The 20,151-nt window shown below is 68.3% G+C and carries 13 protein-coding genes; 2 read left to right on the forward strand and 11 right to left on the reverse strand.

The window, feature by feature from the left end:
* Positions 1-36: 36 nt before the first annotated feature.
* The 6 genes from KME82_RS19535 to pilG form a co-directional block, all read right to left on the reverse strand.
* On the reverse strand, positions 37-2,133 hold the full coding sequence (locus KME82_RS19535; RefSeq protein ID WP_215495486.1) for a chemotaxis protein CheB: 2,097 nt from the start codon (positions 2,131-2,133) through the stop codon (positions 37-39).
* Entirely contained in the window at positions 2,126-9,166 is a 7,041-nt protein-coding gene (locus KME82_RS19540) for an Hpt domain-containing protein (RefSeq protein ID WP_215495487.1), read from the reverse strand. Before KME82_RS19540 ends, KME82_RS19535 begins: the two co-directional genes overlap by 8 nt.
* Positions 9,167-9,319: 153 nt before the next feature.
* Positions 9,320-11,338, reverse strand: coding sequence for a methyl-accepting chemotaxis protein (locus tag KME82_RS19545; protein WP_215495488.1), 2,019 nt, complete (start codon positions 11,336-11,338; stop codon positions 9,320-9,322).
* Positions 11,339-11,393: 55 nt separating this feature from the next.
* On the reverse strand, positions 11,394-11,945 hold the full coding sequence (locus tag KME82_RS19550; protein WP_036112830.1) for a chemotaxis protein CheW: 552 nt from the start codon (positions 11,943-11,945) through the stop codon (positions 11,394-11,396).
* A gap of 8 nt (positions 11,946-11,953) precedes the next feature.
* The gene (locus tag KME82_RS19555; RefSeq protein WP_036112827.1) at positions 11,954-12,319 is read right to left on the reverse strand and encodes a response regulator transcription factor; all 366 of its coding nucleotides are present in this window, start codon (positions 12,317-12,319) and stop codon (positions 11,954-11,956) included.
* 19 nt (positions 12,320-12,338) lie between these two features.
* Complete coding sequence (pilG, locus tag KME82_RS19560) at positions 12,339-12,737, reverse strand: twitching motility response regulator PilG (protein ID WP_036112825.1); 399 nt, start codon at positions 12,735-12,737, stop codon at positions 12,339-12,341.
* 331 nt (positions 12,738-13,068) lie between these two features.
* On the opposite strand from pilG, the gene gshB reads away from it, so the two are divergent.
* Positions 13,069-14,031 (forward strand): glutathione synthase, encoded by a 963-nt coding sequence (gshB, locus tag KME82_RS19565; protein ID WP_215495489.1) that lies wholly within the window; start codon positions 13,069-13,071, stop codon positions 14,029-14,031.
* Complete coding sequence (locus tag KME82_RS19570; RefSeq protein WP_215495490.1) at positions 14,028-14,909, forward strand: energy transducer TonB; 882 nt, start codon at positions 14,028-14,030, stop codon at positions 14,907-14,909. The genes gshB and KME82_RS19570 overlap by 4 nt, the downstream gene beginning before the upstream one ends.
* Positions 14,910-15,009: 100 nt before the next feature.
* Here the strand turns inward: KME82_RS19570 and KME82_RS19575 are convergent, their stop codons facing one another.
* The 5 genes from KME82_RS19575 to KME82_RS19595 form a co-directional block, all read right to left on the reverse strand.
* Positions 15,010-15,834, reverse strand: coding sequence for a DUF7710 domain-containing protein (locus KME82_RS19575; protein WP_215495491.1), 825 nt, complete (start codon positions 15,832-15,834; stop codon positions 15,010-15,012).
* Between the two features lie 2 nt (positions 15,835-15,836).
* Positions 15,837-16,565 carry a tRNA (adenosine(37)-N6)-threonylcarbamoyltransferase complex dimerization subunit type 1 TsaB gene (tsaB, locus tag KME82_RS19580; protein ID WP_215495492.1) on the reverse strand — a complete coding sequence of 243 codons (729 nt, stop codon included), beginning with the start codon at positions 16,563-16,565 and terminating at the stop codon, positions 15,837-15,839.
* Between the two features lie 371 nt (positions 16,566-16,936).
* The gene (locus KME82_RS19585) at positions 16,937-17,374 is read right to left on the reverse strand and encodes a VOC family protein (protein WP_215495493.1); all 438 of its coding nucleotides are present in this window, start codon (positions 17,372-17,374) and stop codon (positions 16,937-16,939) included.
* 17 nt (positions 17,375-17,391) lie between these two features.
* Positions 17,392-19,527 (reverse strand): ATP-dependent DNA helicase, encoded by a 2,136-nt coding sequence (locus KME82_RS19590; protein ID WP_215495494.1) that lies wholly within the window; start codon positions 19,525-19,527, stop codon positions 17,392-17,394.
* Positions 19,528-19,534: 7 nt separating this feature from the next.
* A complete protein-coding gene (locus KME82_RS19595; RefSeq protein WP_215495495.1) occupies positions 19,535-20,149 on the reverse strand; it encodes a hypothetical protein in 615 nt (204 codons plus the stop codon).
* Positions 20,150-20,151 lie beyond the last annotated feature (2 nt).

Genomic DNA, 20,151 nt, shown 5'->3' on the forward strand with positions numbered 1-20,151 from the left:
GATCTGATTCGAGCGCGCCGCTGGCCCGCTTTTGAATCAGATCGGACTTTGCTTCGACCAACGCGAGGCCAGCTTGGCGGCCAGTTCGGCCGGTTGCCCGCTGCCGGCGCCACGCGCGATCGCGGCGCTGGCCGCGGCGGCGTCGTAGCAACCGTCGGGCGATTGACCGACCACCAGCGCGCCGTGCGCGGACAGCTTCATCGCCGCATCGACCTGGGCGATGTCGGCGCCGCTGAACAACAGCACCGCGCTGTCGCCCGCCGGCAAGGCCTCGAACACGTCGCCGCCTTCGACGAACTGGATTCCGTTGTCGCCCGCTTCGATGCCCACGCCGGCCGGCAGGATGTAGATCACCCCGTCGATGGTGCGCGCGCCGACTTCGGCCAGCTTGACCAGCACCGGCGTCGCGCGCTGCATCTGCGCGACGAGCTTGTCGTAGCGGCCGCCGTCGAGGCGCTGCTGGACCAGCACCGGACGATCGAAATTATCCGGCAGTGCGCCGAGCAACTGACGTACCGCGTCGGGGCCGCCGATACCGGCGAGCACCAGCACCGCGCCGTTGCGGGTCGAGACCGGCAGGCGATCGTCGACCAGTTCCAGCCCGGAAATGCGGCGTTCGATTTCGTCGAGATCGTGGCGGTTGAAATCGGGTTTGCCCGCGCCCGCGGCGGCGTCCGACGCCGAGCCGGCATGCGCGCCGCTCTGGCCGGTCGCGGCGCTGACCAGGCTGGCCTCGTCGGTGAACGACCAGTCCGGCACCGAAGGCGCCGGCGGCGCGGGCGGCCGGGCGGCCAGCGGCGCGTTGTCGTCGTTGAGATCGAAGTCGAGGCTGGATTCGAACGTGAGCACGCCGTCGTCGCCAGCGTGGCTACGGCCGTCGTCGAAATCGATCGGCGCGATCACGGTGGGATCGCGCTGGGTCGCGTCGAAATCGATGCGCGCGCCTTCGCTGGCGAAGGCCGCGTCCAGGTCGATCAATTCATGCACCTGGTTCGGCGCCGGCGGACGCCAGGCTTCCATGTCGCCCAGTCCGGTTTCGTCGAGCGCCGGCAGGTCCGCCTGCACCGCGTCGGATGGGACCCATTCGTCCAGGCCCGGGGTATACGGCCGCGCTTCGCCCGGCACGGCGGCGACGCTGTCGACCGCTTCCAGGGTCAGGCCTTCGAAATCGAAATCCGGCTCGGTTTCGGTGTCGGTCTCACCGACGACCGCCGGAGCCGACAGATCTTCGATGTCGTCGTCATCGGCCGCGTAGGCTTCGATTTCGACGATATCCGCATCGGCGGTGGAATCGTCGTTGGAATAGGCGGCCGACGTATCCAGCGGCGTCGCGCCCAAGGCCTGGCGGGCGAAGAATTCGCGCGCTTCGTCCGGCAGCGGCGGCGGTTCGGACAGAATGCGGTCGCCCGACGAACCCAGCGGCGCGACCCGCGCCAGTTCGCCGGCCTGTTCGGCCGCGGCGAATGCGGACGGGTCGGACGCGGGCTCGATCGAGCCGGCGTCGAAGGCGTTCGACGGTGCGGCGGGTTCGGCTTGGAATACATCCTCGGCGACGAAGGCTTCGCTGGCTTCGAGCGCTTCGATTTCCTCGATGCCGTCGTCCGCGGCGGCTTCGGCCGCTACGAATTCTTCGGCAACTTCCTGCGCCGGCGTCGGCGCGGCTTCGGCGAAACCGAAGATCGATCCGGGCGCCTGCGACGACGGCGGTTCGTGTTCCACCACGGCCGGGCGCACGAAGCCGTCGGCGATCAGCATCGGATCGGGTTCCGGCTCGGGTTCGCGACCCGGCGGCAGCACATCGTCGTGGCGATTGAGCTTGGCGCTGAGATGACGCGCCCAGCGCGCCGCGTCCCAGCCTTCGCGCGAGGCGGCCAGTTCGGCCTCCTCGAAGATCACTTCGATCGACGGATCCAGCAGCAGGTTCTCGAACCGGTCCAGCGCGTCCTCGGAGGTCGGATCGAGCACGACCACGACCACGTCGGGATCGGCCGCGTCCAGCGCCTGCGGATCGAGCACGGTCGGGTCGCCTTCCAGCACCAGATTCGCGCCGGCTTCGGCCAGCGCACCGCGGAGACGTTCGCAGGCCACACCGGCCCGCGCCAACAATACGACGCGACGCTCTGCTTCAGACATGACTACGGGTAATTCCCAGCAATTCGAACACGTTGCGCATCAACTCGGGCTCCTGGTACGGCTTGCCGAGATAACGCTCGACGCCGATCTCGAACGCGCGCTGGCGATGCTTTTCGCCGGTACGCGAGGTGATCATCACGATCGGCACGTCGCGCAGATGCGGATCGGCCTTCATCTGGGTGGCCAGTTCGTAGCCGTCCATGCGCGGCATTTCGATGTCCAGCAGCATCAGGTCGGGCACGCGCTCGCCCAGACGCTCCAGCGCATCGATGCCGTCCTTCGCGGTCACGACTTCGAAGTTGTGGCGCTCCAGCACGCGGCCGGTCACCTTGCGCATGGTCACCGAGTCGTCGACCACCATCACCAGCGGCACCCGGCGGGTTTCCGCCGGCGCCTGCGGCGGCGGCGCGTTCTGGGTGAAGTCCTGCAGCAGCGCGGCGCGACGACGCACCAGCGGCGCGATGTCGAGGATCACCACCACGCGGCCGTCGCCCATGATGGTGGCGCCGAAGATGCCGGGCACCGACGCGACCTGCGGGCCGACCGGCTTGACCACGATTTCGCGGTTGCCGATGACCTGGTCGATGGTGACCGCCGCGCGCAGATCGCCGGAGCGGATCAGCAGCAACGGCATCTGCAACTGACCTTCGGCCTTGGCCGGCGCGTGGCCGACCAGCATGCCCAGGTCGTGGACGTGATAGTCCTCGCCGCCGTAGCGGTAGCTGACATCGCCGGCGTCGAGCACCTCGCGCGACAGGCGACCGACGCCGCGCACCGAGGCGATCGGCACGGCGAAGGTGGTTTCGCCGATGCGCACGAACACCGCCTGGGTGACCGCGAGCGTCTGCGGCAGGCGCAGGGTGAAGTGGACGCCCTTGCCCGGGTTGGAATGGATGTCGAGCGTGCCGCCGAGCTGGCGCACTTCGCTGGCGACCACGTCCATGCCGACGCCGCGGCCGGCGAGGCGGCTGACTTCGTCGGCGGTTGAGAAGCCCGGCTCCAGGATCAGCGTGTCGAGATCGGCTTCCGACAGCACCGCATCGGTGCGGACCAGGCCGCGCTCTTCGCCACGGCGACGGATCGCCGCGCGGTCGAGACCGGCGCCGTCGTCGGCCACTTCCAGCACGACTTCCGAACCTTCGCGACGCACCGCGATGCGCACCGTGCCTTCGTCGGGCTTGCCGGCGGCGCGGCGCTGTTCGGGTTTTTCCAGGCCGTGCGCGACCGCGTTGCGGAGCATGTGCTCCAACGGCGCGGTCATGCGCTCGAGCACGTTGCGATCGAGTTCGCCCTGGGTGCCTTCGAGCTTGAGCGCAACCTGTTTGCCCAGTTCGCTGGAGGCCTGGCGCACCACGCGGCGCAGGCGCGGCAGCAGCGTATCGAACGGCACCATGCGCGTGCGCATGAGGCCTTCCTGCAGCTCCGAGCTCACGCGCGATTGTTGCAGCAGCAGGGTTTCGTACTGGCGGGTCAGGTCGTCGAGGGTGTTCTGCAGGCTGTTCTGGTCGGCCGCCGATTCGCCCAGCGCGCGCGACAGCTGCTGCAGGGTCGAGAAGCGGTCGAGTTCCAGCGGATCGAACGACTGGTCGCCCGATTCGCCCTCGCGCTGGTAGCGCGCGATGATCTGCGCTTCGGTTTCGATTTCCAGGCGGCGCAGCTGATCGCGCATGCGCAGGTTGGTCTGCGCCATTTCCGCGATCGCGCCGCGGAACGCGCCGAGCTGCTGTTCCAGGCGGGCGCGGTAGATCGCCACTTCGCCGGCGTAGTTGACGAGACGGTCGAGCAGGTCGGCGCGGATGCGCACCTGTTCCTGCGGCGCGCGCACGCCGATGTCGTCTTCGTCGGCGAAAGGTGCATCAAGGATCGGCGCCGACAAGGGCTTGAGTTCGCCGCTGTCGGTCGCGTCGCTGCGCGGCGCAAGCGTGGCCGCGGCGTCGGCGTGTTCGTCCTCGATCAGGCCGGGCACGGTCTGGCCGCGCGAACGCGCTTCGAACACCGCGATCAGCGCATCGGGCATGGCGATCGCGCGACGCGTGCCGACCCGGGTGACCATGCCGTGCAGTCGGTCGAAACCGCGTTCGAGCAGGACGATGCCGTCGCGGCCGAGTTCGGTGCGCTGGTCGACCACCGCTTCGAGCAGCGATTCCATGACGTGGCCGAGTTCGCCGACCGCCATGATGCCGGCCATGCGCGCGCCGCCCTTGAGCGTGTGCAGATCGCGCTGCAGGCCGACCAGCGGTTCGCGCTCGTTCGGCGCTTCGCGCAATTGCGCGAGCAGGCCGTCGGAGTGATCGAGCAGGTCGCCGCCCTCTTCGACGAAGATGTCGACCAGTTCCGGATCGAGTTCGCTCAGGTCGAGCGCTTCGTCCGGATCGGGGTCGGCACTGTAGGCCTTGGCGAACGCCGCGGCGAGCGCGGCGGAAATGCCGGCCACGGCGCTGGTCGGCGCGCCGCTGTGGGCGGCGGCCGCGGGTTGCGGTTCGGCTTCGGCGTTGGCGGCGTCGGCGTGGGTGTCTTCGTTGCTGGCGCCGATACCGCTGTGGTCGTCGAAGCGCAGCTGCGCCAGATCGTCGCTCGAAGCTTCGTCGCTGGCCGCGGCGCCCACCGTTTCGCCTTGTTCGGGCGTCAGGCGCTCGGCGGCGTATTCGGCTTCCAGGCGTTCGTATTCCAGGCGCTCGGCTTCGGCCTGTTCGGCTGCGACGCGCTCAGCTTCGAGACGCTCGGCTTCGGCTTGCTCGGCGGCGACGCGCTCGGCTTCGAGACGTTCGGCTTCGGCTTGCTCTGCAGCGACGCGCTCGGCTTCGAGACGTTCGGCTTCGGCTTGTTCGGCAGCGATGCGCTCGGCTTCAAGACGTTCGGCTTCGGCTTGCTCTGCAGCGACGCGCTCGGCTTCAAGACGTTCGGCTTCGGCTTGCTCGGCGGCGATGCGTTCGGCTTCGAGACGCTCGGCCTCGGCTTGCTCAGCCGCGATGCGTTCGGCTTCGAGACGCTCGGCTTCGGCTTGTTCGGCCGCGACGCGTTCGGCTTCGACGCGCTCGGCTTCCAGGCGCTCGAATTCGGCTCGCTCGGCGGCGGTGCGCGCCGCATGCTCGGCGGCGAGACGCTCGGCTTCGGCGCGTTGCGCCTGTTCGGCGTATTCGGCTTCGAGACGTTCGTATTCCAGCCGCTCTTCCTCGGCGACGCGCTCGGCTTCCAGACGCGCGGCTTCGGCGCGTTCGGTTTCGATGCGCTCGGCTTCGAGACGTTCGGCCTCCAGACGCGCCGCCTCGGCCTGCTCGGCGGCAAGACGTTCGGCTTCTACACGCTCGGCTTCGGCCTGTTCGGCTGCAAGACGCTCGGCTTCCAGGCGCGCCGCTTCGGCCTGCTCGGCGGCGAGGCGTTCGGCTTCCAGACGCGCGGCTTCCGCCTGCTCGGCCGCAAGCCGCTCGGCTTCGAGACGCTCGGCTTCGGCCTGTTCCGCGGCGAGGCGTTCGGCTTCAAGACGCGCGGCTTCGGCCTGCTCGGCGGCGAGGCGCTCTGCTTCGGCCTGCTCCGCAGCGATACGTTCGGCTTCCAGGCGCGCGGCTTCGGCTTGCTCGGCGGCGAGACGTTCCGCCTCGGCCTGCTCGGCCGCGACACGTTCGGCTTCGATGCGCTCTGCTTCGATGCGGACCGCTTCGGCGCGTTCGGCTTCGGCTTCAAGGCGTTCGGCTTCGGCTCGCGCGGCTTGCACCTGCTCGGCCGCCAGACGCTCGGCTTCCGCCTGCGCCGCGGCTTCGCGCTCGGCGGCGAGGCGGGCCTGTTCGATCGAGGCGTCGCTCAGGCCCATCGGGCCGACGGTGCTCGGGTCGAATTCGGCCGGCAATACGTCGAGGCTGATTTCGAATTCGTCGTCGTAGTTCGGCGACTGGCGACCGGCGGCATCGGCCGTTTCGGTCTTGCCGGTGCTTTCCGGCGACGAGTCGTAGCCGTCGAACGCGCTCAGGTCGGCGACGGTGAGTTCCGACAGCGACTGCCCTTCCGGCAAGCCGTCGAGGTCGTGATCGAACTCGTCGACGATCATCGGCGAACGCGCGTCGGGCAGGCTGTCGCGCAGCATCGCGATGCGTTCGGGCAGGCCGACGAACATCGGCACGTGCGGGGTCGGCGACTTGAGCGCTTCGACCGTGCGGCGGATCGCGTCGGCGACCGCGCTGAGCGCGGACATGCCTTCGGCGCTGGCCGGCGCGCCGCTGGCGAGCAGGCGCTTGACGTAGGCTTCGGTCGGCGCGGTGACGTCGGTGATGACCGGCACTTCGGTCATCGCGAAGGCACCGTTCAAGGTGTGGATCGAGCGCTGCACCGCGTCAGTGACCGGCTGCGGCGCGGTGTTCGACGCGGCCAGCCAGGCTTCGATCGTGACCAGATGCCCGGCGACTTCGCCGTCGAGGATTTCCAGCAGCACCGGATCGACCGAGGCCGGCACGTACGGGCCGTCGCTGACGATCGCCGGCGCGGTGTCGACGATTTCGGGCTCGCCCGCGATGGCCGCGGCCGGCGCCCGGTAATAGGCTTCCTCGCCGTTGGCGAGGCGGTCGGCATGCGCTTCGATGCCGGCCACGTCCACGCTCAGCGGCGCTTCGTTGCGCAGCGCGGCGTAGAAACCCGGCAGCGCGCGATGCGCGTGCTCGACCAGGTCGATGACTTCCGGGCTGGCCGGACGGCCGTGCTCGCGCACGCGGTTGAGCAGGTTCTCGACCTTCCAGCTGAATTCGCCCAGGGTGCGCGCGCCGACCAGGCGGCCGCTGCCCTTGAGGGTGTGGAACACGCGCCGCACCGGCTGCACGCGCGCCAGATCGTCGGGCGCGTCGCGCCACGCCGGCAGCAGGTGTTCGAGGTTGCCGATCTCTTCCTGGAATTCTTCCAGGAAGATTTCCCGCACTTCGTCGTCGATGTCGTCGACGGTTTCGAAACCGCCCTGGGCCGGCGACGAAGCGCCGAGGAACGACGGCGGCGAGGACGGCAGCGCTTCGAGCATCGCCGTGTTGACCAGGCCGCCGGACACGCGTTCGGCGATGTCGGCCGGTTCCGCGGGCGCGGCGTGGCTGGCGTCGGGTTCGAACGCGGAGGTGTACTGCGCGGCGCCGTGTTCGGCATCGACTTGGCCGCTTTCGACGGACCCGGTGGATGCGCTGGCGTCGTGCGCCTGCGCTTCCGACACGCTCCAGTCGGGCGCGACCGGAATCTGGGTGTGCGATTCGCTCGCGACGGTTTCGCTCGCGCTCGGCGGCGGCGCGGTTTCGGCGACGGCGGGCGGCGCGACTTCGGCAGCGACGACGGGCGGCGCGGCGACTTCGGCCTGCGGCTCGACCCGGACCACGTCCGGCAGCGGCCAGTAGCGCAGCACTTCCAGGCTCTGGCGCGCGATGTCGAGGATGTCGTCGCGGTTCGGGCGCTGCTCGCGCAGCGCTTCGAGGTAGTACTCCAGGCTGGCCAGGGCATCGGCCAGGGTGTCGAGCTGCTGACCGCTGGGCACGCGGCGGCGGCCGATCAGTTCGACTTCGGTGTAGCGCTTGACGCCGGTGAGGTAATCGGCGGCCAGCGGCAGCTCGATCATGCGCAGAGCGCCGGCGACTTCGTCGAGCACGCGCGGCACTTCGGCCAGTTCGTCGTGATCCCACTTGGTCTCGACGAAGGCGACGAAGGACTGGCGCGCATCGCCGAAGTTGGCGATGGCTTCGCGCGCGACCACGTCGAGCACCTTGCGCGCTTCGCCGGCGAGCAGGTCTTCTTCGGCCTTGTCGTCGGGCAGGCCCAGGCGCGAGACCTGGTCGTCGAGCGAGGCGTCCACGTACAGCAACGCGCCCGCGACATCGAGCAGGGTGCCTTCGTCGGCGGCGCGGCGGCCGTCGACGATGTCGCTCATCGCATCGCGCTGCTGCAGCACGACGGTGCGGGCCATGCCCAGCCCCATCATGCCGAGGGTGTCGCTGACCCGCGCCAGCGCCTCGACCTGCGGGCGCAGTTCGCCGGCATCGGTCTGGTTGGTGCGCAGGTGCAGGTCGAGGGCGTCCTTGACCCGCAGCAGGTCTTCCTTGATCGCCGCGGCGACGGTGTCGAGCAGGGCGCGATTGCGTCCGCTCAGGCTGCCGCGGGCGTGTTCGAGTTCGGATTCGCTCGGCAGGTGCGCGGCGAGTTCGAAGGTCTGGCGCAGATCGTCCAGCGCCGGATGACGGCCGTCGCTGTGGGCGACGTGGTACAGCAGTTGCCGGGTCGGTTCGGCCGCGGGTTCGCCGCGCGGCGTACTGAAGCCGTCGTCGGACAGGATCTGGCGCGCTTCGCGCTCGACCCCACCGAAGGCCTGGCGCAGCGAACGCGTCGCCGGCAAGGCGCCGTCGCGCACCGCGTGCGATACCGAGGAGGCGACCCAGAGCATGCGCCGCACCGGTTCGAGCACGACATCGGCGAGCAGGCCGTCGATCGCCGAGGCGAGCTGGGCCGGGTTCGACGGCACGCCGTCTTCCGGCCACGCGGTCAGCGCGTCGCGCAGCGCGGCCAGATGCGGCGCGCTGGCGTTGCGGCCGCCGCCACTGCCGACCGGCAACGGCGGCGGCAGATGCGCCGGCAGCGGTCGGTCGAGGTTCGGCGCGAACAGCACGCTTTCGTTGAGGCCCGATTCGCCGCGGGTGGCGCGCAATTCGTTGAGCAGCGGCAGCAGCACGATCGGAATATCGCGATGGCCGCCCTGCAGGCGTTCGAGATAATCGGGCAGCAGCACCACGCCGCGCATCAGCGCCGCGCAGGCTTCGTCGCGGTCGGCGACGCTGCCTTGCTGCAGCGCCAGGGCCAGGCGTTCCATCTCCTCGGCGACCATCGCCGGGGCGTACAGCTCGACCATGCGCAAGGTGCCGTGCACCTGATGCAGATGGTTGGCGCACACGCGCATACGCGCGGTGTCGGCGGGATCTTCGGCAAACGCCTCGATCTCCTGCCGCGCCTGGCGCAGGGTTTCGTCCAGCTCGGGCTTGATCCAGCCCAGCGTGGTGGTGTCGATGGCTTCGCGCAGCGCGGTCATGGCGTGCTCCGCACGTCAACGCGGTCGCGCGACTGACGCGGTCCGTGGCTCTGCCAGCGATGTGTCGGAAGCTTCATCCTCGGTACAACCCTTCTGTAATGCTTGATCACCGCCGCCCGATCCATCGCCGCCCTGCCCGACCGCTTGCGCGGATCAGGCCGGCAGCTTGAAGTCGGCGACCGAACGGCGCAGGTCGGCCGCCAGTTGCGCCAGGTTTCCAATCGACGCGGCGGTCTGGTTGGCGCCCTGCGAGGTCTGCGAGGTGATCTGCTGAATCGTGTTCATCGTCTGGGTGATGTTCGACGCCGCGCTGGACTGCTGCTGGGCCGCGCTGGAGATGCCTTGAATCAGGTTCGACAGATCCGACGACACCTTTTCGATCTCGCCCAGTGCGGTACCGGCGTCTTCCGCCAATCGTGCGCCCGCGACCACTTCCGAAGTCGTCTGTTCCATCGAGCTCACAGCTTCGTTGGTGTCGGACTGAATTGTCTGGACCAACGTCTCGATTCGCTTGGTCGCGTTGGACGCGCGTTCGGCGAGTCGTTGCACTTCGTCGGCCACCACCGCGAACCCGCGGCCCGCTTCACCGGCCGATGCGGCCTGGATCGCGGCGTTCAGCGCCAGGATGTTGGTCTGTTCGGAAATGTCGTTGATGAGTTCGACGATCGAGCCGATTTCCTGCGAGCTTTCGCCCAGGCGCTTGATTCGCTTGGAGGTCTCCTGGATCTGGTCGCGGATCGAGTCCATGCCTTGAATCGTCTGCCGCACCACGCCCGCGCCCTTGGTCGCGATCTGCACCGAGCGCTGCGCCACGTCGGCCGACTCGGCCGAGTTCTTCGACACCTGGTCGATCGAGGCGGCGATTTCGCTGATGCGGTCGGAGGCCGAGCTGATCTCGTGCGCCTGGTGTTCGGCGGCCTCGGCCAGGTGCATGGCGGTGGCCTGGGTTTCCTGGGCGCTCGACGCCACCTGCACCGAGGTGTCGGTAATCGTCTGCACCAGGCTGCGCAGCTGTTCGACGGCGAAGTTGATCGAGTCGGCGATCGCGCCGGTCATGTCCTCGGTGACCGTCGCCTTTACCGTCAAGTCGCCTTCTGCGAGCGAACCCATTTCGTCCAGCAGGCGCATGATGGCCTCCTGGTTGCGGTCGTTGAGTTCCTTGGTGGTCTGGTAGCGGCGCTGCTGGGCGTAGTTCAACGAGAACAGCAAGCCGGCGATCGCGACCAGCGCGGCCAGGCCGGAGATGATCGAGACCCAGATGTTGCCCATGAAGCTGGTGTCGCGCAGCGAGCCGAACGCGGTGAAGGCGCTGAACAGCGTCTGGCTGTCGGTCAGCATCTTGTCGGCGCCGCCGGTGATCGATTCGGCCGCGGCCTGCGCCTGGAACAGGTCCTTGGAGCTGGCCGAGATCGCGTCGAGGTCCTTCTTCATCTCCAGCCACAGCGCTTCGGCCTGGCCCAGCGCGGCCAGCGCGCCGCCGTTGGACAGCGCGTTGACGCCGAAGGAGGCGTCGCCCTTGCGCAGGCCGGTGAGGATGTTGCCGAACACGATCGCGTCGCGGCCGAGCGCTTCGCCGGCCATGCCGGCGCCGCTGCCGCCGGCGCGGATTTCGGTGATGCGGCGGGCCATGGTCGCCGACAGCACGACCTGGCGCAGGGCGATGTAGACCTGCGAGGACGGCGAACCGGAGGCCGACATCGCGCGGACCAGTTCGTCCAGGCGCGCCTGCAGCTGCGGAACCTTGCTGGAGAAGCTGTCGGCGTTGCCGGCCAGGGCCAGCACCGCGCTCTCGCTGGCGGTCACCTGGGCCGCGCTCTTGCCCAGCGGCTCCCAGCTCTTGCTGACCGCGCCGATCGGGCCGGACACGCCGGCGGTGGAGCCGTAGTTGTCGTTGAGCTTCTGGATGTCGGCGTCGATGTCGCCGCGGGTCTTCTTGAACGCGGTGAACGCGTCCTTGTTGCCGCCGACCGCTTCGCGCGCCTGCACCGCGAGCTTCTGCGAGTTGACCTGCAGGCTCGAGGCCGACGAACTCGCGCCGCCCAGGCGCGCGGCCTTCCATGTCGCATAGCCTGTGTTGAGACCGAACACCAAGACCGATAGGGCCAGCACGATCAGCCAGGTGTTGGCGCCCAGAAGGCGGCTCTTGCCGGCGTTGTCCATCACAGTGCTCATGGTTCGGAAACCTCAGGTGTACTTGCGTGTACTTGCTGGATTGAAGGGAGCGGCTTCAGGCCGCTGCTTGTCGGAATTCGGGAGTGCGCGCCAGCCGGTCGAGGCTGAAGATGCCCCAGGGCTGGCCGTCGATCAGGTAGGCGCGATCGACGAAATAGCCGTAGCGGCCCTCGGTGAGGCCGTGTCCGGCCGCTTCCTCGAGGGTCACCTGCTGTTGATCGTGGAAGCTGCGCTGGCCGAACAGTTCGTCGATCAGCACCGCCACGTCGCCGCCGGGCTGGCGCACCAGCAAGATGCGGTGGCCTTCGTGCAGCACGGTGCGCTCGCCTTCGAGGAACTGCTTGAGGTCGACGATCGGCAGCAGGTTGCCGCGCACGTTGGCCAGCCCGAGCATCCACGGCTGCGCGCCGGGCACCTGGGTGACCTGCGGCAGCGACAGGATTTCGACCACTTCGGTGAAGGTCGAGGCCATGCGGCGGCCGCCGATGCGGTAGCCGACGCCGCGCCACAGGCCGGGCGCATCGAGCTGTTCGGGCAGGCCGGGCACGTGCGCCAGGGAGCGGCGCTCGTAATCGGTCAGCACATCGAACGGCGGCTTGAACGTCATCGTTTCGGTTATCCGGCAAGTAGTGCGTTGATTCGCGCGATCAATTCGTCTTCCCTCGGCGGTTTGACGATGTAGTCGCGCGCGCCCTGGCGCATGCCCCAGGCGCGGTCGGTTTCCATGCCCTTGGTGCTGACGATCAGGACCGGGATCTGGCTGGTGTCGGCGTCGCGGCTGAGCGCTCGCGTGGCCTGAAACCCGTTCATGCCCGGCAGCACCACATCCATCATCACCAGGTCCGGACGCTCGCGCTTGCAGGCCTCGATGCCGTCCTCGGCACTGCCCGAGGCGAACACTTCGTGCCCGTTGCGCTGAAGCAGCTGAGTCAGGACCGCGGTATCCGTCGGCGAGTCCTCAATAAGCAGGATGCGTGCCATGGTGTGCCTTACCCCCCGGTCAGGCGTGAACGTGCTTGCGGATCGCGTCGAGGAGCTCCTCGCGCGTGAATGGCTTGGTCAGGTACTGCTCCGATCCGACGATGCGCCCGCGCGCCTTGTCGAACAGGCCGTCCTTGGAAGACAGCATGATGACCGGCGTGCTCTTGAACAGTTGATTGTTCTTGATGAGCGCACAGGTCTGATAGCCGTCCAGACGCGGCATCATGATATCCACGAAAATGATCTGTGGCTGCTGATCGGCGATCTTCGCCAACGCCTCGAATCCGTCGATGGCCGTGACCACCTCGCATCCTTCGCGCTTCAACAGCGTCTCGGCGGTTCGACGGATGGTCTTGGAATCGTCGATCACCATGACCTTCAGACCATCGAGGCTGCCGCTACGAACCTCGTCGAGCATTCTTTGTATCCCCCATTGCAACGCCGTTGAATCCCCGGGCGTCGCGAAGCCGTCTTTATTCCAAGCCGCACGCGGGCTGTCAAGCGCGCCTTCCGTGCTCGGAAACTGAATACGCAGCATATCGGCATCACAGGACAACCTTGCCGCGCATCACCGATGGCGGCGGCCGCTTCCATCGGCCTGCGTATCGTCGTCCCTCGCATCGTGCGATGTGAGCTGATCGTTGCGTGTCGCAAATGGACGCAGGGCGACCGTTTCCGACCCCGCCATCATGACAGATACCGGCGACCTGCCTGCTACCATCACGTCAATCTTTCAGGATTCCGTTCCCATGCCGTTGGACATCGTCGTCGTGATGGACCCGATCGGGTCGATCAAGATCGCCAAGGACTCGACCTTCGCCATGCTACTGGAAGCGCAGCGGCGCGGACATCGGCTGTGGTACGTGCGGCCCGGCGGGCTGAGCCTGCTCGGCGGCGCGGCGCGAGCCACGGTGGCGGCGTTGCGGGTCCGCGACGACAAGTCCGGCTGGTTCGAACTGGGAGACTGGTCACAGATTGAACTGCGTCACGGCCACGTCGTGCTGATGCGCAAGGACCCGCCGGTCGACGCCGAGTACCTGCACGACACCCAGATCCTGTCGGTCGCCCAGCGCGCCGGCGCGTTCGTGGTCAACGACCCGCAGGGCCTGCGCGACTACAACGAGAAACTGGCCGCGCTGCTGTTCCCGCAGTGCTGCATCGACACCCTGGTCAGCCGCGACCCGGCCGAGCTCAAGGCCTTCGTCCAGCAACACGGCCAGGCGGTGCTCAAGCCGCTCGACGGGATGGGCGGGCGCTCGATCTTCCGCGCCGCGGCGGGCGAGGCCAATCTCAACGTCATTCTCGAAACCCTGGGCGATGGCGGCGAACACTTGGTGATGGCGCAGAAGTTCCTGCCGCAGATCAGCGACGGCGACAAGCGCATCCTGCTGGTCGACGGCGTGCCGGTCGACTACGCGCTGGCACGGATTCCGCAAGGCGACGAGTTCCGCGGCAACCTCGCCGCCGGCGGCCGCGGCGAAGGCCGGCCGCTGAGCGAGCGCGACCGCTGGATCGCCCACGAGGTCGGCCCGGAGATGAAGCGCCGCGGCATGCTGTTCGTCGGCCTGGACGTGATCGGCGACTACATGACCGAGCTCAACGTCACCAGCCCGACCTGCATCCGCGAGCTCGACGAACAGTTCGGCCTCAACATCGCCGGCCTGCTGTTCGACGCGATCGAGGCCCGCATCGCAGCCGCCCAGGCGGCATGAGCGCGGCCGCGCCCACCCTGCCCGGCGGCGGCCTGGCCGAGCCGCAGCGTTTCAGCGCCACCCTGGTGCTGTCGGTGATCGTCCACGGCATCTTGTTGCTGGGCGTCGGCTACACCCTGGAGCGGGCCGCGCCGGTGGTGCCGACCCTGGACGTGATCCTGACCCAGACCCAGACCGCGCTGACGCCCAAGCAGGCCGACTTCCTCGCCCAGGCCAACAACCAGGGCGGCGGCGAGCACGACAAGAGCACCCGCCCGCGCGACAACCAGTCCGGCCCGGCGCCGCAGGCCGAGGCCGGCGTGGCGCAGATGCAGTTGCGCGCGCAATCGCCGACCGCCCAGCCCGAACCGGTCGCGCGCGTGGTCAGCAGCACCCGCGGCGAGACCGTGGTGGCCCGCGACCGCGCCACCCAGACCCCGACCGAACGCCCGCTGCCGGCCGGCGAGCGCAAGATCGAGCACGACATCGAGATGGCGCGACTGGCCGCCGAGATCCACATGCGTTCGGAGCGTTACGCCAAGCGCCCCACCCGCAAGTTCGTCTCCGCCAGCACCACCGAATACGCCTGGGCCGGTTATCTGCGCGCCTGGGTCGACCGGGTCGAGCGCGTGGGCAACCTCAACTACCCCGACGAAGCGCGCCGCCGCCGTCTGGCCGGCCAGGTCGTGATCAGCGTCGCGGTGCGCCGCAACGGCAGCGTCGAACGCGCCGACATCGTGCGCAGCAGCGGCATCGCCCTGCTTGACGCCTCAGCGCTGCGGATCGCCAAACTGGCCGAACCCTACCCGCCGCTGCCGAAGACCGAGGAGAACCCGGACATCCTGCATGTGACGCGGACCTGGAATTTCCTGCCGGGCGGGTCACTGGTCGACGAGTGAGGATCGGTGGCGCCGGTTGCGTCGGCGCCGAATCAGGCCGACTTACCGAGCCGTAGCATCAAGCGATTTCGTCGAACCATCGGCTTATCGCATCGCCGCGCTAATCCGCGCGGCCGTTCTCGAAATGCAGATGCTCCTGCGCCGCGCTGGAGAAGGCGCCGATGAATCGGGCCTCGGACTGCGCCTGCGACTTGGGTTTGAAGTGGCCGTTGGCGAGCGCCCAGTCGTAGACCGATAGGTCCAGTGGATAGGCGGTCAACACGCCGCTGAGCGCATGCCGCTCGATCCAGTCAATCGCCAGGCTGCGTTCGCGAAACACGGCCGACGCGAATCGCGCGTCGGCGCCATGAAATACCCACACGGTATCGGTCTGGTTCATGCCTGCCTCGTGCTGGTGACCATTCGCCGCAATCGCGTCGCATCCATCGGATCGATCCGCGTCGTCGGCCTCGGCTTCGAGCATGACCTCTTCGAAACTCATCGCCTGGCAGGCCACTTTCAAGTACAGCTCGTCATCGAACTCGAACACGTGCTCGAGCAGTTCGCCCTGCTCGTCGAGTCGGAACTCATGCATCAGCAGGTCCTGGGCGCCGTGGCCGGTGCGAACCTGTTGGTTCAGACCATAAGCCAGCACATCGTCGTAGCACAGACGAAAGATCCGGTCGTGATACAGGCCGAGGAATTCCAGCTCCAGGCGCATGCGCGAAGGAAATGCGTGCATGTCGACCGGCATCAAGCTCAGTTTGCGCAGCCAGGCATCGTGCAGCGATTTTCGCGAGGTCAAATTGTAACGGTCCACGTCGCTGACGAAGGCGTACAGCGCGGGATCGAGCCGGTGTTCGATGCTGGCCAGGTAGGCGAAGTACGGGGCGACGGTCCAGCCCAGCACTTCGTCGTCGCGGATGAAACGAAACACGTCGGTCATGGCTACTTGGCGCGCGCGCGCAACGCGACCTGCTCGGCGATGGTCAGGGCGACGTTGTTGCGCAGATACGCCGGCTCGATCCGCTCGGGCGCGACGGCGTCGCGGCGCGCATAGGCCCGCGCGGCCAGCCGCGCCAGATCGGCGGCGTGCGGCAAGGCCTGCGCGTCGATCGCGGCGAAACGGTGGCCCAGGCGCTCGCGCAACGCGCCTTCGGCGGCGGCGAAACCAGTGCCCACGCCCAGCCAGCCGTTGTGTTCGCCCGGCACGACCGCGGCGTCGGGCGCGATCACGATTTCTTCGTCCAGTGCGAAGGCATCGCCGTCGCGCAGTTCGTAGGCGGCGGTGTAGACCTCGCCCATGCGCGCGTCGATCGCGGCGAATACGCGTTGCGGTTCGGCGCTTGCGCCTTGCGGCTTGAGTTCATGTGCGCGCAGGGCGAGCACGGCCAGGGTCGATACCGGCACGATCGGTTTGTCGAGGGCCAGCGCGATGCCCTGGGCGATCGCGATCGCCAGGCGCACGCCGGTGAACGCGCCGGGGCCGCGGCTGATCGCGATGGCGTCGAGTTGGCTGCGCTTGATTCCGGCCTGCGCGAGCAGTTGCTCGGCCCAGGGCAGCGAGAGTTCGGCGTGGCGGCGCGGGGCGAGTTCGAAGCGCTCACTCACTTCGCCGTCGAGCCATACGGCGACGGAGCAGGCTTCGGTGGCGGTTTCGAAGGCTAGGAGGTTCATGGGGCTCGGGGTGGTGTTCGGTGATGCGGGATTTCGAATGCAGGGGCATGTCTTCCGCTTTTTCGCTTTCCGCTTTTATGTTTTCGGCGTTCTCGGGCCTTACGTTTTTCGCTTTACCTATTTTTCTTTTGCTTTTGTTTTTTGCTCGTCATTCCCGCGAAGGCGGGCTCTGCTTTACTTCGGCGCAGCCGAACATCCAGGGCCTTTCGTGCGAGAACGTTTGAAGTCACTGGATTCCCGCTTTCGCGGGAATGACGATCTATAAAGATGATGCTGAAGCCTCTCGATGGTCGGCCTCTCCGAGGTAGCACTGAGCCTGCATTCGTGGGAACCGCAATCGCATCACTCTCGATCATTCCACCATCACCACATCACTCCGCACCCGCCTCCCACAACTCGATCAACCCGCCCTCCGGATCGAGCACATACCCGAACTTGCCCTGCTCGCTTTCCTCGTAGCGATCGAGCACTTGGCAGCCTTCTTCGCGCAGGGACTGCAAGGTCGCGGCCAGGTCGTCGACGCGGAAGTTGAGCATGTAGGGCTTGTCGCTGGGCTTGAAGTACTCGGTGGTTTCGGCGAACGGCGACCACACGGTGCAGGCCGCCTCGCCGGTGTCCTCACGCTTCCAGGCGAACATCGCGCCGCCCCAGCCCTGCCCGCCGATGTCCAGGTGACGGGCGTACCAGGCCGACATGGCGGCCGGGTCGCGGGCCTTGAAGAACACGCCGCCCAGGCCATGCACGCGCGGCTTGCGTTGCTCGGTCGGCGCCGGCGACGATGAGGTGTCGCCCTGCTCTTGCTCGGTCATGGTCCTGCCCTCGCGGTCTATAGGTAGTAGTGGTCGTCGTCGGACGAGGCCGACGTGGCCGATTCTAGTACCAGCGGCTCGCCGGCGAAGAACCGGCCCACGTCCTCGACCTGGCGGGTGCGCGGCAGCGGCGGCAGCGAGTCGAGGAAGGTCTTGCCGTAGCTCTTGGACAGCAGGCGCGGGTCGCACAGGACCAGCACGCCGCGGTCGGTCTCGCTGCGGATCAGCCGGCCGGCGCCCTGCTTGAGCGCGATCACCGCCTGCGGCAGTTGTTCGTCGCGGAACGGGTTGCCGCCGCCGCGACGGATCGCGTCCAGGCGCGCTTCGAACACCGGGTCGTCGGGCGCGGCGAACGGCAGCTTGTCGATCACCACCACGCTCAGCGCTTCGCCGGCCACGTCCACGCCTTCGCGGAAACTCGCCGCGCCGAGCAGCACGCCATTGCCCGAGGCGCGGAAGCGTTCGAGCAGCACGTGCCGCGGCGCCTCGCCCTGCACGAACAGCGGCCAGGGGCCGTCGCGCAGCAATTCGGCCGCCTCGCGCAAGGCGCGGTGCGAGGCGAACAGGACGAAGGCGCGGCCGCCGGAGGCTTCGAGCACCGGGCGCAGCCGATCGACCATGCTCTCGTTGTAATTGCGCACCATCGGATCGGGCAGGCCGCGCGGCAGGTACAGCAACGCCTGTTCGGCCCAGTCGAACGGGCTGGGCGCGAGCAGGGTCGTGGGTTCGACCAGGCCGAGCTTGGTCGCGTAATGCTCGAAGCGGCCGCCGACCGCGAGCGTGGCCGAGGTGAAGATCCAGGCCGCGCGCGAACGTTCGCGGTGCTCGGCCAGGGGCGCGGCGACATCCAGCGGCGTGCGCGCCAGACGGAACCCGCGCGCGGTGAGTTCGTACCACAGCACGCTGGTGTCGGGCGCGGCGGAGGTTTGTTGGGCTTCGTCTTCGGCCGGTTCGTCGGCAACGGCCTCGACCGGTTCGGCGACCGGTTCGATCGCGACCGATCGCCGCGGCGGCGCGAAATCGTCGTCCTCATCGATCGGCTCGACCACGGCCGCGACCGGCGGCGGCCCGCCGCGCCAGCGCCGCAGCTTGGTCTGGAAATCCTTGGCGCGCGCGTGGCAGCTGTCGAAGCCCGGCGCGGCGCTACGCAACGGTTCCAGGGTCTTGTGCATCGTCCCCAACGCGGCATCGAGCGTATCGAACGCAGCCTCGACCGCCGGAACCTCGGCGGCGCGGCGACGGGTCGCGCGCACCGGCAGCTCGTCCATCGCCGCGCGCAGGCCGCGCACCGCCTGTTCGAGATCGCGCGACGGCGTCTGCACGCTGGCCAGCGAACCGGTCACGCTCTTGCATTCGGCCAGCGCGTCGCGCGCCAGTTCGACCAGCGGCCGCGCGCTGATCGCTTCGCCGAAGAATTGCGAAGCCAGATCCGGCAGCTGATGCGCTTCGTCGACCACGAACGCCTGCGCGCCCGGCAGGATTTCGCCGAAGCCTTCCTGCTTCAGCGCCAGATCGGCCAGCAGCAGATGGTGATTGACCACCACCAGGTCGGCGGCCTGCGCGCGCTGGCGCGCCTGCACCACGAAGCAGTCGCCGAACATCGGGCACTCGCTGCCCAGGCAGTTTTCCGCGGTCGAGGTGACCATCGGCAGCAGCGGCGAGTCTTCCGGCAAACCGTCGAGCTCGGCCAGATCGCCCATGCGGGTGCGCCCGGACCAGCTGACGATGCGCTGGAACTGCGCGGCGTAATCGCGACTGGTGAAACGCGGCTCGCCCTTGGCCTGCTCGGTGCGGTACTTGCACAGATAATTGGCGCGGCCCTTCAGCAGCGCGGTCTTCAGGCCCACGCCGAGCGCGTCGCGCACGCGCGGCAGATCGCGGTGATACAGCTGATCCTGCAGCGCGCGGGTGCCGGTCGAAACGATGGTCTTGAGGCCCGACAGCAATGCAGGCACCAGGTAGGCGAAAGTCTTGCCGGTGCCGGTGCCGGCTTCGGCGAGCAGGGTCGAACGCGCTTCGAACGCGTCGGCGATCGCCACCGACAGGTCCTGTTGCGCGGGTCTCGGCGCGAACGCGGCGATGTTGCGCGCGAGATCGCCGCCTTCGCTCAGCGCGGCACGGGTGGCGACGCCGAGGCGGCTGGGTTGTGGCATGCCGTCCTCAGTAACGCGCCGGCGCGGCGACCGTGCAGGTGGCGATCTGCGCCTGGGCCTGCTTGGCCGATGCGGTCAGCTGGGTGCGCTGCGGGACCAGCGCGTCGTAATGGTCCTGGCGTTCGGCCAACTTCATCGCGGCGTTGACGCCGGACAGCTTGGCGCTGCGCACCTGCGCGATCGTGGTCCAGTTGCGACGGCACAGCGGCCCGACCTTGGAACTCGAATCGAAGGCCTGCTGGGCGAAACGTTCGGCGTCGTCGAGGCGATGCAGCAGCAGCGCGGCTTCGGCGCGCTCCTGCAGCAGCGCCGGATCGTTGGCGTTGAGCTGCAGGGCGTGGTCGAGCGCGGCGGCGGCTTCGGGGTATTTGCGCGCCTTTTCCAGTTGCGTCGCCTGCTGGCGCAGGTCCTCGACCTGCGGGTCGCGGATCGGCTGCACGTCGAGTTCGCGCGATTCCAGGCCGCCGGCCGCGACCACCTTGGCCACCGCGGCTTCGCCGTTGAACGAGGCCTCGGCCAGCGCGGTGGGCTGCGGCGGCGCGACCGTGCAGGCGGCCAGCGCGGCCGTCACCATCAGGGCGGCGCATCGGGGGATGGCGCCTGCGAAAAAACTGCGCTTCATGG

The sequence above is a fragment of the Lysobacter capsici genome (assembly GCF_018732085.1).
GTDB classification, from domain to species: domain Bacteria; phylum Pseudomonadota; class Gammaproteobacteria; order Xanthomonadales; family Xanthomonadaceae; genus Lysobacter; species Lysobacter capsici_A.

Excerpts from the sequence above, each read along its gene's own strand:
- KME82_RS19535 (WP_215495486.1), bottom strand. The coding sequence starts at position 2,133 with ATGTCTGAAGCAGAGCGTCGCGTCGTATTGTTGGCGCGGGCCGGTGTG.
- KME82_RS19540 (WP_215495487.1), bottom strand. The coding sequence starts at position 9,166 with ATGACCGCGCTGCGCGAAGCCATCGACACCACCACGCTGGGCTGGATC.
- KME82_RS19545 (WP_215495488.1), bottom strand. The coding sequence starts at position 11,338 with ATGAGCACTGTGATGGACAACGCCGGCAAGAGCCGCCTTCTGGGCGCC.
- KME82_RS19550 (WP_036112830.1), bottom strand. The coding sequence starts at position 11,945 with ATGACGTTCAAGCCGCCGTTCGATGTGCTGACCGATTACGAGCGCCGC.
- KME82_RS19555 (WP_036112827.1), bottom strand. The coding sequence starts at position 12,319 with ATGGCACGCATCCTGCTTATTGAGGACTCGCCGACGGATACCGCGGTC.
- pilG (WP_036112825.1), bottom strand. The coding sequence starts at position 12,737 with ATGCTCGACGAGGTTCGTAGCGGCAGCCTCGATGGTCTGAAGGTCATG.
- gshB (WP_215495489.1), top strand. The coding sequence starts at position 13,069 with ATGCCGTTGGACATCGTCGTCGTGATGGACCCGATCGGGTCGATCAAG.
- KME82_RS19570 (WP_215495490.1), top strand. The coding sequence starts at position 14,028 with ATGAGCGCGGCCGCGCCCACCCTGCCCGGCGGCGGCCTGGCCGAGCCG.
- KME82_RS19575 (WP_215495491.1), bottom strand. The coding sequence starts at position 15,834 with ATGACCGACGTGTTTCGTTTCATCCGCGACGACGAAGTGCTGGGCTGG.
- tsaB (WP_215495492.1), bottom strand. The coding sequence starts at position 16,565 with ATGAACCTCCTAGCCTTCGAAACCGCCACCGAAGCCTGCTCCGTCGCC.
- KME82_RS19585 (WP_215495493.1), bottom strand. The coding sequence starts at position 17,374 with ATGACCGAGCAAGAGCAGGGCGACACCTCATCGTCGCCGGCGCCGACC.
- KME82_RS19590 (WP_215495494.1), bottom strand. The coding sequence starts at position 19,527 with ATGCCACAACCCAGCCGCCTCGGCGTCGCCACCCGTGCCGCGCTGAGC.
- KME82_RS19595 (WP_215495495.1), bottom strand. The coding sequence starts at position 20,149 with ATGAAGCGCAGTTTTTTCGCAGGCGCCATCCCCCGATGCGCCGCCCTG.